At 67.6% G+C, this 14,683-nt stretch carries 15 protein-coding genes; 7 read left to right on the top strand and 8 right to left on the bottom strand.

Translation table 11 applies throughout. The features are described 5' to 3' along the window. Nucleotides 1–346 (top strand): hypothetical protein (locus tag K320_RS19250; protein WP_169730057.1); only part of this gene is annotated, 346 nt, incomplete at its 5' end. A 2-nt stretch (nucleotides 347–348) separates the two neighbouring features. On the opposite strand, the gene K320_RS0115835 is transcribed toward K320_RS19250, so the two are convergent. From K320_RS0115835 to K320_RS0115815, 5 genes are all read right to left on the bottom strand, one after another. Beyond that, nucleotides 349–867 carry a GNAT family N-acetyltransferase gene (locus K320_RS0115835; protein ID WP_024539800.1) on the bottom strand — a complete coding sequence of 173 codons (519 nt, stop codon included), beginning with the start codon at nucleotides 865–867 and terminating at the stop codon, nucleotides 349–351. Further along, nucleotides 864–1,142, bottom strand: a complete 279-nt coding sequence (locus tag K320_RS0115830) for a type II toxin-antitoxin system TacA family antitoxin (RefSeq protein ID WP_024539799.1) — start codon at nucleotides 1,140–1,142, stop codon at nucleotides 864–866. Before K320_RS0115830 ends, K320_RS0115835 begins: the two co-directional genes overlap by 4 nt. A gap of 78 nt (nucleotides 1,143–1,220) precedes the next feature. Beyond that, nucleotides 1,221–4,367 (bottom strand): UvrD-helicase domain-containing protein, encoded by a 3,147-nt coding sequence (locus tag K320_RS0115825; RefSeq protein WP_024539798.1) that lies wholly within the window; start codon nucleotides 4,365–4,367, stop codon nucleotides 1,221–1,223. After that, the gene (locus tag K320_RS0115820) at nucleotides 4,364–7,009 is read right to left on the bottom strand and encodes a PD-(D/E)XK nuclease family protein (protein ID WP_024539797.1); all 2,646 of its coding nucleotides are present in this window, start codon (nucleotides 7,007–7,009) and stop codon (nucleotides 4,364–4,366) included. The genes K320_RS0115825 and K320_RS0115820 overlap by 4 nt, the downstream gene beginning before the upstream one ends. Nucleotides 7,010–7,096: 87 nt before the next feature. Beyond that, on the bottom strand, nucleotides 7,097–7,582 hold the full coding sequence (locus K320_RS0115815; protein ID WP_024539796.1) for a hypothetical protein: 486 nt from the start codon (nucleotides 7,580–7,582) through the stop codon (nucleotides 7,097–7,099). A gap of 82 nt (nucleotides 7,583–7,664) precedes the next feature. Between K320_RS0115815 and K320_RS0115810 the strand changes: the two genes are divergently transcribed. The 5 genes from K320_RS0115810 to K320_RS0115790 all read left to right on the top strand — a co-directional run bounded on the left by K320_RS0115810 (nucleotide 7,665) and on the right by K320_RS0115790 (nucleotide 12,044). Beyond that, on the top strand, nucleotides 7,665–8,666 hold the full coding sequence (locus K320_RS0115810) for a helix-turn-helix transcriptional regulator (protein WP_024539795.1): 1,002 nt from the start codon (nucleotides 7,665–7,667) through the stop codon (nucleotides 8,664–8,666). A 117-nt stretch (nucleotides 8,667–8,783) separates the two neighbouring features. After that, nucleotides 8,784–9,173 carry a type II toxin-antitoxin system RelE/ParE family toxin gene (locus K320_RS0115805; RefSeq protein ID WP_024539794.1) on the top strand — a complete coding sequence of 130 codons (390 nt, stop codon included), beginning with the start codon at nucleotides 8,784–8,786 and terminating at the stop codon, nucleotides 9,171–9,173. Beyond that, entirely contained in the window at nucleotides 9,154–9,489 is a 336-nt protein-coding gene (locus K320_RS0115800) for an XRE family transcriptional regulator (protein WP_024539793.1), read from the top strand. Before K320_RS0115805 ends, K320_RS0115800 begins: the two co-directional genes overlap by 20 nt. A gap of 297 nt (nucleotides 9,490–9,786) precedes the next feature. Then, the gene (locus K320_RS0115795) at nucleotides 9,787–11,487 is read left to right on the top strand and encodes a lysophospholipid acyltransferase family protein (protein ID WP_024539792.1); all 1,701 of its coding nucleotides are present in this window, start codon (nucleotides 9,787–9,789) and stop codon (nucleotides 11,485–11,487) included. Between the two features lie 251 nt (nucleotides 11,488–11,738). Beyond that, on the top strand, nucleotides 11,739–12,044 hold the full coding sequence (locus tag K320_RS0115790) for a hypothetical protein (protein ID WP_024539791.1): 306 nt from the start codon (nucleotides 11,739–11,741) through the stop codon (nucleotides 12,042–12,044). Between the two features lie 46 nt (nucleotides 12,045–12,090). On the opposite strand, the gene K320_RS0115785 is transcribed toward K320_RS0115790, so the two are convergent. Continuing rightward, nucleotides 12,091–12,684, bottom strand: coding sequence for an IMPACT family protein (locus K320_RS0115785; protein WP_024539790.1), 594 nt, complete (start codon nucleotides 12,682–12,684; stop codon nucleotides 12,091–12,093). Nucleotide 12,685: 1 nt separating this feature from the next. Then, nucleotides 12,686–14,038 (bottom strand): phospholipase C/P1 nuclease family protein, encoded by a 1,353-nt coding sequence (locus K320_RS0115780; protein ID WP_024539789.1) that lies wholly within the window; start codon nucleotides 14,036–14,038, stop codon nucleotides 12,686–12,688. A gap of 78 nt (nucleotides 14,039–14,116) precedes the next feature. Between K320_RS0115780 and K320_RS0115775 the strand changes: the two genes are divergently transcribed. Further along, on the top strand, nucleotides 14,117–14,419 hold the full coding sequence (locus K320_RS0115775; RefSeq protein ID WP_024539788.1) for a flagellar basal body protein: 303 nt from the start codon (nucleotides 14,117–14,119) through the stop codon (nucleotides 14,417–14,419). Here the strand turns inward: K320_RS0115775 and K320_RS0115770 are convergent. Continuing rightward, nucleotides 14,380–14,640 (bottom strand): DUF2061 domain-containing protein, encoded by a 261-nt coding sequence (locus K320_RS0115770; RefSeq protein ID WP_024539787.1) that lies wholly within the window; start codon nucleotides 14,638–14,640, stop codon nucleotides 14,380–14,382. The two genes, K320_RS0115775 and K320_RS0115770, sit on opposite strands and share 40 nt — an antisense overlap. Nucleotides 14,641–14,683 lie beyond the last annotated feature (43 nt).

The following is a 14,683-nucleotide window of genomic DNA, read 5'->3' as shown; positions in this document are numbered from 1 at the left end:
GCTATCCGACATAAATTATGATGGAACACCAAAAAAGACGGAAATTTTGTTTGAATTTGAATATAAATGGTTTCAAAATTTCTCCTCCAATATAGAAGAAATAATCAGCAACTGGAGAAGCAATACAAATGACGGGAAAAAATCCACAGGGGCATCGAGAGGGAAAAAATCCAAACGCATGGTTGTAATTTATTCATTCCCCGATTCGGCCATTAATTCTTTACGCAATTCAGAAAGCAATTCCACCATTGATTCATGCTGGAGAAAAATAGAAGAATTCGAAAATTATTTAGAAGAATCAAAATTTGATGATAAATTCAAAAATGATACTTCTGCCTCGATCTAGTTTTAGCGGATTGTTGTCGCCTGTAAAGCCGACTTGATCGTAGATAATGACAGCAGCAAACTCAGCGGCGCATCCTGCAAACGCACCGCTCCATAATCTTCATACCAAGCCGCTACGCGCTCGTTCTTGGCGTCGATCAGCAGCGCCACGGCGCCCACATGCTCAGCGGCCAGCAGGCAGCGCCTGCCCGCGGCCAGCAGCAGTTGCCCACCCAGTCCGTGGCCTTGCATCCGCGCATCGACCGCCAGGCGCGCCAGCCGGAAGCAAGGCACCTCGTGCCGCGCCAGGCCCTTGCTGATGATGGGCGGCGTTCGGGCGTAGGACACGGAGGCGGAACTCAGGCTGTAGAAGCCCAGCACCTGCCCCGAATCCGCAACGGCCACAAACGTCTTGGCGCCGCCGGCCTCGTGGCTTTTGCGCGCATGCCTGCGCAGAAAGTCGTTGAGCGCGGCATCACCGCAGTCGAAGCCGTCGCGGTCGTGCCCCCTGCTGATGGCCTCTTCGCGCCAGCCCGGCTTCATGGCAAGGGCGGCAGGTTGCGGGCAGCGGCAAGCAGCCGGGCGTTGGGCGGCGGCGGGTTCTCCAGCAGGTCGAGCATGCGCAGGCTGTCGCGCTCGGACAAAACCACGCGCGAGGCCGCTTCAATAACGGCGCTTGCCTCGCGCAGGGCGGGCTGAAGGACGAAGTCGGTCAGGTCGGTGTTGCGCAAGGCAGCCGCCCGGCGCAGCAAAGCCTTCTGCTCGGGCAGCAGGCGCAGGCTCATTCGCTGGTTTTCATCGACGGCAACTCTGGGCATCACGATCTCCTTTGTACGACTTCAAATTGTACAAATATCGGAATTCCGATGTTGCGCAATGGTTCCCAAGGCAGGCCGCTACCGCGTCCGCACGGCCCCACCCGCCACCGGCAACCACAGCCACTGCTCCAGCACTGTCCGTCCCGTCACCGACTCGATGGCCTGGGCATAGGCCGCCAGTTGCCCCTGGTAGCGGCCCGCCAGCTCGCCCCACTGCCCGCTGGCGTGCGGCGATGATTTGTGGTCGATCAGGACAAAGCCCTGCGGCGTGTCCAGCAGCAGGTCGATGCGGCCATTGAGCACCTGGCCCTGGGGCATGAGCGCCCTCACCGGCACTTCGGCGCGGGCGCGGCAGCCGGACCAGCGCTGATGCGCCCAGGCGTGGAAGGCGGTGATCTGCCGCAGCACGGCGGTGGCTTCGACCTGGGCCTGCACCTCAAAGCCGCGCAGCACCCGCGCCACCGCCGGTTCGGACAGCCATGCGCCGCTGGCATCGGTGAAGCTGGCGGCCAGGCAGGCGTGGATGGCGCTGCCCAGCACGCCCCAGTCGATGGCCTGGCCGGTGACGGCGATGCGCTCGCCCACCTGCGCCTGCTCCAGCACGCGGCCTTCGCCGGCGGCCACGCTGGAGGGGTTGTAGAACAGGGGCAGGCGCACGCGCACCGGCTCGTCGGCCGGCCAGTGCAGCGGGGGCGGGTCGGCGCTGGGCACCGTTTCCGTGGGCTCGGGGCCTTGCAGCAGCCAGGTCTGGCAAGGCACGGCGGCGCCGGAGGGCAGCGGCAATTGCGTTGTGGCCTCGTCGCCCTCCAGCAGCCAGGGGGCGCCCAGGCAGTTGAGCCAGGCCTGTTCCTTGGCCTTGTCTTTCAGCGCCAGCACCAGGATTTCGCGCGGGCGGGTCATGCTGACGTACAGCAGGCGCTGCGCCTCGGCCAGGGCGGCGGCCTGAAAGCGCTGCGCGGTTTCGCTGGCGTCGATGGTGTCCTTGACGGCGATGCCCGCCGCCTGATTGCCAAAGGGCCAGGGCCAGTAGCGGGTGAAGCGCCCGCGCAGCGGGTCGGCCGCGTCCACGCCCTGCGGCGACACGGTGGAAATACCCCACAGGCGGTTGCGCACGGGCTTGTCCAGGTCGGTGAGGATGACCACGGGCCATTCCAGCCCCTTGGCGGCGTGGTGGGTGAGCACGCGCACGGCATCCACGCCGGGCTCGACCAGGGCGTCGTCTCCGGCCTTGGCCTGGGCGCGCAGCCACAGCAGCAGGCCCGAGATGGTGGCGGCCTGGCGCGTGCCCTGGCAGCTTTCTTCGTATTGCGCAGCCAGGGCCAGCAGGGCGTCGAGGTTGGCCAGGCGGGTGCGGGCCACGGCCTCGTCGGGGCGCCAGCGCAGCACGCGCCGGGGCAGGTCGCAGGCGGCGATGACGCGGCGCAGGGCTTCGTGGGGGGTGAGCAGCGGCAGTTCCCCGCGCAGCGCGGCCAGCTGGGCCACCAGCGGATGGGCGTTGTCGCCGCTTTCGCGCCAGGCCGACCGGGGGCCGCCTTGCTGCAGCCAGGCCAGGCGGTCGGCCAGCCAGTCCTCGGGCTGCAGGCCGTCGGCCAATGACAGGATTTCGGCCGTGGCGACGGTGTCGGTGGGGTCGTTCAGGCGCCGCAGGCAGGCCAGGGCTAGCGTGGCCTCGGGCGTGGCCAGCAGGCCGGGCTGGGCGGTGGCGGCATCCACGCCGGCGCGCCGCAGGCTGGCGGCGACCTGGGTGACGGCGTCGTTGGAGCGGCACAGGATGGCGACGTCGCTGGCCCGCAGCGGGCAGGGCGTTTCGCTGCCCTTGGCGGGAACCTGCAGACCGCTGGCCAGCAGGCGCTGCACGCCGCTGGCCAGCGCTTCGGTGATTTCGCCGGCGTTCTTGCCGCCAAGCTGCCAGCGGCACAGCGCCGGGTTGGCGGTGGTTTCGGGCCGGCGGGGTTGCAGGGCCACGTGCCCGGCGGGCAGCAGCGGGGCGAAGGCGGGCACGAAGACCTGGTTGGCCAGATCGACCAGCGCCGGGCGCGAGCGCCAGGAGCCGTCGAGGATGCGGCTGGTGCCGCCCAGGGCGGGCAGTGCATCGAGCACGCCCTGCATCAGCTCGGTGTCGCTGCCGCGAAAGCCATAGATGGCCTGCTTGATGTCGCCCACCCAGTAGGTGTGCCGCGCCAGGCGCGAGAGCTTGAGGAAGAGCGCGAGCTGGATCGGGCTGGTGTCCTGGAATTCATCGACCAGCAGCAGGTCGAGTTCTTCCTGGAGTACGGCGGCGACTTCGGGGTCATCGAGCAGCTTGAGCAGCAGGGCCTCCTGATCTGTGAAATCCACCACGCCCAGCGCCAATTTGCGCGCGCGGTAGTACGCCAGCGCGGCGGCGCAGATGCCAAACATGGCTTGCAGGTAGGCGCGGACGTCGGCGTGCAGGGCCGGGTGGGCGTCGTAGGCGCGGGCCAGCATCTGGATCGGTTCGGCGAGCGGCAGTAGGCCCTTCTCGGGCGCCTGCTTGGCCAGGTGCACCCAGTCGGACCACCGGGCGTTGCTGTGGTGCAGTGCGCGCTCGAACTTGTCCAGTTGGTCGATGTACTCGTGGGTCTTCTTGACGGTGGAGCGGGCAGCGGCGGCGCGCAGTTCAGGCAGGGTACGGCGGATCTGCGTGGCAATGTCTTGCGTCAGCGTGTCGCGCAGCGGCGCGGGGAAGTGCGCCAGCAGATCGTCGGCGTTCTGCGTGGCGAACTGCGGCAGTTGCTGCGGGTCGATGTCGTTGCCGCGCGCCTGCGCCACCAGTTCGGCGACGTCGCGCGTCCAGTCCTCGATGCCGAGCCGGTGGGCCAGGTCAGACACGGCCTGCACCGGCTCGCCATGCATCGCGGCCTCGATCGCTTCGCGCACCAATTGGGCGGTCTGCACCTCGTCCAGCACCTGCTGGCGCGTGGCCAGGCCGGCCTCGAAGGCGAAGCGCTGCAGCAGGCCGCCGCAGACGCTGTTGACGGTGCCGATGCGCGCCTGCCCCATGGCGTTGGCCAGGTCGACGCGCCCGGTGCCCAGCAGGTGCTGGCGTACGCGCTCGCGCAGCTCGGCGGCGGCCTTTTTGGTGAAGGTGGTGGCGATCACGCCGCTGGCGCGGATGTCGCCGCTTTCGAGCAGGCCGCCCAGGGTCTGCATCAGGGTGTAGGTCTTGCCGCTGCCGGCGCCGGCGCTGATGAAGGTCAGGCTCATTGCTCGTCCCCCCAGCCGGCCAGCGTGAGGTAGTCGTTGTAGGCGGGGTTGAGCACTTCGGGCCTCAATCCGTCCTCGGGCGGCTGTTCGTCGGGGTCGTCGTTCAGCACCACTTCGACGCGGCCGTCGTCCAGCTGCTGGCGGCGCCAGCGCCAACTGACCAGGAAGCGCTGCCACAGGTGGGCGGCGCCTTCGTCCTGCACTTCGGCCTGCTGGCGCACCACGCGGGCCTCGGGGAAGAAGTCGCGGTCAGCGGCCAGCAGCTCGCCGGTGCTGAGCGAGAAGTAGGCCAGCCGGGGCCAGCGTCCGGTCTTCTGGCGCAGCAGCTCGCCATAGATGGCCAGTTGCAGGTGGCGATTGCCGGCCAGTTTGTCGGCATAGCTTTTGGCACCCCACTTCATGTCGATGATGGCCTGCTCGCCGTCCTGGCGGGTGACCAGCAGGTCGCTGAAGCCGGTGATCTCGCCGCCGGTGAAATGGCCCTGGAGTTTTTCCTCGGCCACCACCGACACCACCTGCGCCGAACGCCACTGGCTGCGCAGGCGCGCCAGCGCGAACCGCAGGCGGCGGCGCAGCGCGGCCAGGTCTTCCTGGCGGCCGGGCATGCGCAGCACGGCGCCTTCCTGCGCCACCAGCTCGTCAAACGCGGCGGCAAACCAGGCCTTGAAGACTTCGTCCGACTGAGTCAGGGCCGACGGCTGCTGCACGTAGCGCTCGACCAGGTGGTGCGAGAGGTTGCCGTAAAGCAGGATGCCGTCGCTGACGTCGAGCACGCTGCTGGGGCTGAGCGCGGCTGGGTAGCGCAGCACCCACTGGAACGGGTTGAACAGCAGCGATTCGAGGCTGGAAAACGACTCGGTCTGACGCGCGAGGATTTGCGCACCTGCTGGCAGTTGCCACCAGCGCCGGCGCTGTGGAAGGGGCTGATGGGGCAGCGCGGGCAGGCGCTCGTCGCGCAAGCCCGCTTCCAGCGCTTCGACGCGGGGCGCATGGCCCGGCTCGAACAGCGACTGCAGCAGCAGCCAGACGGGATGCACTTCGGCACCCGGCGGCGGGAGCACCAGCACCAGCCGCTGGCGCGCGGCCAGCAGCGGACGGAGCCAGCCTTGCGCCTCGCGCGCGAGCAGGTCGTCCATGTCCGGCAGGGCGATGCCGGCCTGGCCCAGCGCCGCCATTTCGGCACGGGACCACGGCCAGGGCGTGGGGTCGCCCGGCGCCTGCAACTGCCACCAGAGCACCTGCTGCGCTGCGTCGATGGCCGCGGCAGGGTGCGTGATCGTGCGGCATGCGCCCGCCTGGGCGGCGATCAGCGGGTTGGGGCTGCCTTGCGCCGTGGCCTGCGCCAGCAGGGTCTGCAAGGGCTGCGCGGCGATGCGGCTCTCGCCCTGCAGGGCCAGGGCCCGCAGCGCACGCTGCAGCGTCAATATCTGCGACAGGCCGTTGTTGAAGGCCCCTTGGCGTGCCGCATCCGCGTCGCGCAGCCGCCCCTGGAAGTGCTGGGCCAGCGTCTGCAGCCGCTCGGTCAGCACCACCAGCGGCACGCCTTGCACCGGGTCGTGGCGCTCGTGCTCGACCCACAGGCGGATGCGCTCGCGCACCTGCGGCCAATCGGCGCCGCTGGTCTGGCTGGCAGCCTCGATCTCGGCCAAGGTGCGCTCCCACGCAGGGCCGTGGCCTATGCCGGGAGAGCGCGCCAGCATCTCGGCCAGCCGGGCGCGGGCCACGCGCGGCACGGGGCAGATGGGGTGCGTCAGGAATTGCAGCAGGCCGAACAGGTCCAGCGGCTGCCACAACTGGCCCAGCACCAGGGGCAGCACCTGCAGAGCGGGGCGGAAGGCGCTGGATTCCTTGAACCCCTGGCGCGCCAGGGCGGCCGCGGCCAGCACTTCGTCCAGCACACCGACGTCGGGTGCGCACAGCAGGGTGTCCATGGGCTCGGCATCGATCCAGGGCGCGAGGTGGCGGGCGGCCAGCCACCCGGTTTCGGCTTGCAACACGCGCACACTGCCGTCGTCCTGCCAGCGCAGGCGGTGGGCGCCGCCGACCGGCGCTCGCACCGCGTGCTGGAGATCGGCCAGCATGGAATCGCCCGGCTCCGGCACGACATCGTTCGAAGACTCCACTGGATTCAACCGGGCCAGTACGCGCTGCCAGGCCAGCGGCCAGTGCGCCAGCGGCTCGCAGAGCTGAAGCCGCTCGATGCGCGGCGCCAGGGCTTGCATGGCCAGCGCCACCTGCCGCAGGCGCTCACCCAAGCCCGGGGGCAGCTTGTCCTTGACTTCCGCCTCGACGGCCGCCATGTCGCGCAGGCGTCGCGACGGTGCGGCGGCGAGCGCGGCCTGGCTGCCATCGTCCCAGCCATGCAGGCGCCACTGATCGCGCCACGCCAGCAGGCTGGCTGCGGTACCGAGTTCATCCACCGCGAAGCTGCGGTGGTAGAAGCGCGCCGGACCGTCGAGGCGCTGCAGGGCTGCACGGTACTGCACGACGCGATCCGAGGCGCTGGGTTCCTGGCGCAGCAGGCCCAATTGCGTTTCCAGCACGTTGAGCAGGCCCAGCGGGCCGGTCGTCTGTTCGTCCAGCGCGGGCAGGACGGCTTCGCCGCGCTGCCCATCCAGGTGCAATCCCACACGCAGTTGCATGGCTATATCCGTGGTTGGTGGTTGGCCCTGTCGGGCCTGTTCTTGGTTTGCGGCGCAGTCTAGACCAGCGGTCTTTATCGCCATGCGTCATTGCCCGTCCGGCTCCGCTTGTTGCCCGTCGATCTGTACTCCCTTGCCCGCGTCTCCGTTGTTCCAGAGCAGCACCTGCTCATCGATGCCGCCCTTCTCCCCCACGCACGCCACCCGAAGCGTGGGGTATCGGCGTGAACGTATGCGCAGATGCATGCCAAGGACGTAGTCGAGATCGTAAAAATCGTCGTATTCATCGACCTTGACGGCGGCGCCGCTGGGCACATCGCGGTAGCTGATGCCCCCACCTTGCCATGTGGCTGTTTCCTCATCGAAGGAAGCGAAACCGATGGACGAGGCATGCACTGCGTCCAGGCGCTCGCCGCTGGCATTGACCAGATACAGCCCGCGGCCCTGGCGAACCAGCCAGAACACGGGGGTTCTGGTTTCCGGCTTTCGAGGGGGCATGGGGCCGAAACGGCCGGTGCGCTGCTCGGGCGGCACCCACTGACGCTGATCCTGGAGGACTTCGGGCTCAAACATCACTTCTCCTGTACCGGAACACTTGTCATTGTGGCAAAGAGCACGACAAAATACGTCGTACAACCGAATCAACTCACCACCCATGCCCGCCAAAACCACACGCCGCACGATTGCTCGCCAGTGGGAGCTGCTCAAACTGCTGCCCTCCCGAGGGGTAGGGAAAACTGCGGCCGAACTCACGCAGGATTTAAGCGCCTTGGGCTTCAAAGTGAGCAAGCGGCAGGTGGAGCGGGATTTGTGGGAGTTGTACGAAGCCTTTCACCTGGAGTGCAACGAGACCAGCCCGCCCTACGGCTGGAAATGGCCACAGGGCACCAGCATCGACTTGCCCGTCGTGACCCTGGCCGAGGCGCTTTCGCTAACCCTGGTGCAGGACACCCTCAAGCCCCTGCTGCCGCTGCCTTTGCTGGCTGTGCTGCAGCCGCGCTTTGATCTGGCGCGCAGCAAGCTCGATCGCCTGAACGGCGACAACGCCGCCGCGACGTGGCCGGAGAAGGTCCGAAGCGTGCTGCCCAGCCAGCCCCTTCTGCCCCCGCCACTGGACGAGGCCATCGTGGAAATCGTGCACGAAGGGCTGCTGCGTGACCGCCAACTCGATGTGAGCTACCTGGGCCTGGACGCACAGACCCCGACAACAATGCGGTTGCACCCGCTCGGACTGGTCAACCGGGGGGCGGTCAGCTACCTCGTCGCCACTGCGTGGGACTACGAAGATGTGCGCCTGTACGCCCTGCACCGCATCCAACAGGCCAGCCCGACCGAGGACGCCGTGCGGCGGCCGCCGGGCTTTGTACTGGATGCCTACATCCAGCAGGGCGCGCTGCAATTTGGCGGCGAACACACGATTCGGCTGAAGGCCCAAGTGAGCGACGGACTTGCGCGCATCCTCGCTGAAACGCCGTTGTCCGGCGACCAGACCCTGAAAGACGGCACACTGACCGCGACCGTGCGCGACACCTGGCAACTGGCATGGTGGGTTCTCAGCCAGGGCGCCGGCATCGAGGTGCTTGAACCCCGGCACCTGCGCGAGAAGATCGCACGAGAGATCAGTGCGGCAAACGCCCGGTACCAAGGCCGCATGTGAAAGCACCACATCTGGTCGTATCCACAAATCACAATAACACCTTGGCCCGCTGTGGCGGGTGCGTTTCACGTGACTTATGTACTTGATAATTTATGTTATTAAAGTCATAATTTGGGCATGAATTGGGTTGTTTTATTTCACGATGCGTTTGATGCAGAGTTCAGCAACCTGAAAGAAGACCTGCAAGACGAACTCTTGGCCCACGCGCGCTTGTTGGCGGAGTTCGGCCCCCACCTGGGGTGCCCTACCGTGGACACGCTCAAAGGCTCACGGCACCCCAACATGAAAGAGCTGCGCTTTGCCTGGAGTGGCCAGGTGTGGCGGGTGGCGTTTGCCTTTGATCCGCAGCGCCAGGCCATTCTTCTGGTCGGTGGTGACAAAGGCGGGGCAGACCAACGCCGGTTTTACAAGCGTTTGATTGACGTGGCTGATGGCCGTTACGAAGAGCACTTGGGCACATTCACCCAGCAAAGCAAGGAGCCTCCTCATGGCAAGAAAACTCGATGACGTTTTGGCGGCACTTCCCCAAGAGCGCCAACAGCGGGTGCAGACCCGCGCCAAAGAGCTGGCCACTCTCAAGGATCTGCGCCTTGCAGCGCAGCAGACCCAGGAGCAACTGGCCGCCACGCTGGGTGTGGGGCAAGACGCTATCTCACGCCTGGAAAAGCGCAGCGACATGCTGCTATCCACCCTGCGCCACTATGTGGAGAGCATGGGCGGCAAGCTGGAGCTCGTCGCCCAGTTCCCGGATCGTCCCCCGGTGGTCATTGAACACCTGGGTGTAACCACGGATTCCGGGCGCAGGGGACCAGCAACTGCCTGAACGCCGCTACCTGGAGCAGTCTGCGGCAATGGGTTACCTGTCGAGCAAATCCGGTCTTTTGCTTCCATCTGTCCGGGGTTATGCTTCCAGTAATTCTCTAAGTCGTTGATTTACAAGGGTTGAAAATCCGGGCTTATGGGTCTGTCTACACGCACCGACGGGCGGTACCGCGGCCGCCTGTGATCCGGGCGGTCACGGCTTGGTCATCGAACCGACACCCATCTGTCACGTCGCGGCATCAACATGAATGCGGGGCCGGAAGCCTTCTTCCGGCCGATGCCTTTGTGAGGAAGCGCCGTGATCTCCGTGGACCAGATCGTCGACCTGCACCTGCCGCGCCTGCAGCGGCATCCCTGGCTCAGCAGGGGCGTGCGCGGCGTCCTGCGCCGCCTGCTGCATGAGCAGAACTTCCACGCCTTCGCCCAGCGCTACCCGCACCTGGAGGGTTTCCCGTTCGTCGAGCAGGTGCTGGAGCACTTCGCCTTCAGCTGCGCGGTGCGCGACAACGAGCGCGAGCGCATTCCGGCGCGCGGGCGCGTGGTCATCGTCGCCAACCACCCCATCGGCTCGCTCGACGGGCTGGCGCTGCTGAACCTGGTGGGCGGCATCCGAGGCGACGTGAAGATCGTCGCCAACGGCCTGCTGGCGGCACTGGCACCGCTGCGGCGCCTGCTGCTGCCGGTGGCGGCGATGGGCGGGCGCAGTGGTGCCGGGCAGCTCAAGGCCATCCTGGAGCATTTGCGCGGCGAGGGCGCGGTCATCATCTTTCCGGCCGGCGAGGTCTCGCGCCTGCGGCCGGGCGGCGTGCGTGACGGGCGCTGGCGCAGCGGCTTCCTGCGGCTGGCGGCGCAGACGCAGTCGCCTATCGTGCCGGTGCACATCGACGGGCGCAATTCGGCGCTGTTCTACGGCGCCTCGATGTGCTGCAAGCCGCTGGCCTCGCTGCTGCTGGTGCGGGAGATGTTCGGCCAGCACCGCAAGAGCATCGCGCTGCGCATCGGCCACCCCATTCCCCACGCCAGTCACGGCGCCATGGCGCTGCCGGACGACGCCAAGGCCAAGCTGTTCTGCAAGCACCTTTATCGCGTGGCGCAGGACCGGCCGGGTCTGCTGCATACCGAGACCGCCGTGGCCCACCCGGTGGACCGCAGCGCGCTGGCGCAGGCCGTGGCCGCGTGCGAGCCGTTGGGGCAGACGCCCGACGGCATGCGCATCCACCTGTTTCGCGGCGGGCTCGACTCGCCCGTGCTGCGCGAGGTGGGGCGGCTGCGCGAGCTGGCCTTCCGCGCGGTCGGCGAGGGCAGCGGCCAGCGGCGCGATCTGGATCGCTACGACCTGCACTACGACCACCTGATCCTGTGGGAGCCGCGCGAGCTGGAGATCGTGGGCGCCTACCGCATGGTGCGCACCGCGCCGGTGGTGCAGGAACTGGGCGCGCAGGCGCTGTACACGCACAGCCTGTTCAGCTTCGGCCCGCGCATGGCGCCGTATCTGGCGCAGGGACTGGAGCTGGGCCGCTCCTTCGTGCAGCCGCGCTACTGGGGCCGACGCTCGCTGGACTACCTGTGGTTCGGCATCGGCGCCTACGTGCGGCGCTATCCCGAGTGCCGCTACCTGTTCGGCCCGGTCTCGCTGTCGCGCGACCTGCCGCAGGCCGCGCGCGATCTGCTGGTGCACCACTACCGCGGCCATTACGGCGAACCCGGCATCGCCGAGGCGCACCGCCCCTACGTGCCGGGCACCGAGCTGGACACGGCGGCGCACGGCAGCGGCGACAGCGCAGCCGACTTCGTGCGCCTGAAGCTGCTGCTGGCGCACCTGGGCTGCAGCGTGCCCACCCTGTACAAGCAGTACACCGAGGTGGCCGAGCCCGGCGGCGTGCGCTTTCTGGACTTCGGCGTGGACCCGGATTTCAGCCACTGCGTCGACGGCCTGGTGCTGGTGGACGTGCGGCAAATCAAGGCGCACAAGCGCGAGCGCTACATCGGGCCTGATTGATGGGTCGGCGCCGCGCCCACTGCCACAGCCGTACCCATGCCTCTCAAGCGAACGGGAATTATTTCGGATATCGAAACAATCAAATTCGGAAATTGATCTTTTTTAACCCAGGGTAAACCCGCACAATACAAGCCATCGAAGGAACACCACCGTGATCCTTCGACAAGGGAAGTGGCCTGAGGACGTCCTTGAGAGCCACCCGTTGACTGAATAGGTTTGTTTTTGGTTCACCACACTTTCAGGAGAAGACCATGATCCGCAAGAATGTTGCTTTCGCTTCCATCGCTGCCGCGCTGCTCGTTTCAGGCGCCGCCTTTGCGGCCGATGCCCAGCCCGCCGCCGGTGCCTTCCCGCTGTTTCAGGCACAAGACGCGGTCGTGAGCCAGGCGCAGCGTGCGGATGTGCATGCGCAGGCCGTGGCCCACGCGCCGGTGGCCGGCAACATGCCCGTGGCGCAGGCCACGGTGGACAGCAGCCTGACCCGCGCCCAGGTGCGCGAAACCACGCGTGAGGCGATCGCCCGCGGCTTTCGCCCGGCCAGCGGCGAACTGTCCTGATCGCCGCGCTGGCGCAAGGGCGGGCGCGGCCGCCTGAAGAGCGCTGCTACATATCCTGGCCGCTCCAGAAGGCGCGCCCTTGCGTGAGGTCATTGATGCGCTGTTGCAGCGCAACAGACTGATCGGCAGGCAGTCGCAGCAGCAGGCTGGCGAACTGACCGTGCTCTGCCTGCAGCAAGGTGGCGCCGGCGTGCTGGAGCTCCCGGCGCAGCAGGCCTTCCAGCGCGTAAGGCACGCTGCAGCGCAGCGTGGCGGCGCGCACCAGCGCCACCTTCTGCGCCGTCAGCAGCGTCTGCGCCACCGCATCGGCATAGGCGCGCACCAGGCCGCCCGCACCCAGCTTGACGCCGCCGAAGTAGCGCACCACGGTGGCGAGCACGCCTTCCAGCTGCTGGTGGCGCAGCACCTCCAGCATCGGGCGGCCGGCCGTGCCGCTGGGTTCGCCATCGTCCACCGCGGCGGATTGCCCGCCGGCCAGCAGCGCCCAGCAGACATGGCTGGCGCCGGGATGCTGCTGCCGTAGCGCCGCCACGCGCGCCTGCGCGCTGGCGCGGTCCGGCATGGGTTCGGCGCAGGCGATGAAGCGGCTTTTCTTGACGATGAGCTCGCTGTGCGCCGGTGCGGCGAGGGTCTGCGCCATCTCAGGGTTGGCGCGATGGCGCGAGGATGGCGCGCACCAGCGCGCGGCTGTGCGCGCCGAAGTGGCCCATCAGCGTGGCGATGCTCGCTTGCAGCGTTGCCTGGGCCTGCGGGCCTTGGCGTGCCACCTCGGCCATGAGATCGATGGTGCCGCCCTCCACGCCAAAGTCAAAGCCGGGATCGCTCACGTAGCGCGCAGGGGCGCAGGCAAGCAGCTGCTGCGTCACCGCCTCGCCCAGCTGGAAGGACTGCAGCGAGACGATGTCGCGCAGCGTGGCATCGTCCCAGGTGCCATCCGCGCCATCCTGGCGTCCATCGTGCAGCGCGTTTTCCAGCGCCGTCGTTTTGCGGACCTGGCCGCCGGCCTGGACCATCTGGCTCTCGTAGCGTTCGAGCACGAAATGGCGGTTGGAGAGCAGCACCACCATGTCGTTCCTGCGGCCGGGCATGCCCAGCGCGGCCAGCAGCTGGATGGCGATGAGCCGCGTGGTGGAAAAGCCCGGCGCCAGGCGCGCGTGGTAGGGCTGAGTCAGGTCCTGCACGTAATGCGCCGCCAGGCCGGCAAAGCGCCAGCCCCAGTAGGCATGGCCGCTCTCGAAGGCGAGCCTGGACAGGCCCATGAACTGGTGCACGCGCAGCTCGGGGTAGGTGCGCCTGAGGAAGCCCGCCGCCGCGTAGATGATGGGCGACTCATGGTAGAAGCCCATGTGAAACGGCGCCTGCGTGGCGAAGTCCAGCGCCGGGTTGCCGAACGGCAATGGGCCGAAGCCGTAGAGCGGCCCCCAGGCGGAGGGGCTGTCCTGCCAGAGGTTCACGTCCATGCCGTAGTCCGGCTCGTCGCTGGCGCTGGAGAGCACCGCCAGCGGTGCCACCGGCTCGCCCGCTTCAAGGCGAACGAAGCGGTGCGCCTCGCCGTCCTTCTCGCGCAGCGGCAGCGCGCTCACGGCATCGTGGGGCAGGGCAGCCGCCGCCGGCTCCGGTCCCCAGGGGTCGGGCTGCACATAGAGCGCGAAGCGGCTCTCGGGCGAGACGCGCAGCGCCATCAAAAAGGCGCGGCGCAGTGCCGGCGCGCCCTGGTGGGCAGCGGCGGGGTCAAAGCGCAGAGCGGCGGGCAGCGGCGGGTAATGCGCGATGTGGCTTTGCGCCCACGCATCCTGCGCCGCCAGCAGCCGGGCAATGGGCGCCGCCTGCGCGGCGAGGAAACTCTCCAGCGGCTCGGCCGCCACCGGCGGCGCCTGCGCGACTTCGGGCAGCACCTCGAAGGCGCGATAGCTGGCCAGCGCGTGGTTGCTCCAGGCCCGGGCGGGGGCGATGGCGCAAAGGGCCAGAGCGAAGGCGAGCAGCAGGTGTTTCATGGGGGTACGGGCCGTGTGGCGATTGTGCCCAAGCCGGGCCACCCTCAAGTCCGGCGCGCAATGGCCGATAGTTCCGGCATGTCCTCCCCCGCCGCCATCGCCCAGTCCGGATTGCAGACCGCCGGCCTGCGCCTGCAGGTGAGCGCGCACAACATCGCCAACATGAACACGCCCGGCTTTGCGCCGCAACGCGTGAGCGAGGCGTCGGCCGGGCCGCTTTCGGGCGTCAGCGCGCAGGTGGTGCCGGGTGATCAGCCGGGCGTCTCGCTGGAGCAGGAAGCCATCGAGCAGATGGCCGCCAGGCTGGCGTTCAAGGCCAACGTCTTCGCGCTGCGCAGCGCTCAGGACACCACGGGCACGCTGCTCAACGTGTTTGCCTGAGCACTGCGCCGCCGGGCCGCGCGCTCCCACGCCTTTTCGTGAAAGAAGAAGGCGCCGGCCTGCACCGTCGGCTCCAGCAGGCTGAGCGTGAGCGAGGCCCAGAAATTGCCGGTGACGGCGTAGGCCACGGTGGCCGCCACGCAGATATGGATCAGGTAGTAGCTGGCGGTCTTGGCGAGGGTGTGGGCGTTGCGGCGGGCCATGCGGCGGATGTGGGACATGAGAGACTCCTTGCAATGGTTAAATGATAACCATTCTCATTTA

The sequence above is a fragment of the Comamonas badia DSM 17552 genome, assembly GCF_000484635.1.
GTDB lineage: Bacteria > Pseudomonadota > Gammaproteobacteria > Burkholderiales > Burkholderiaceae_C > Comamonas_C > Comamonas_C badia.
Note: the sequence above shows the minus strand (reverse complement) of the source record. Positions and strands in the feature narration are given on the sequence as shown.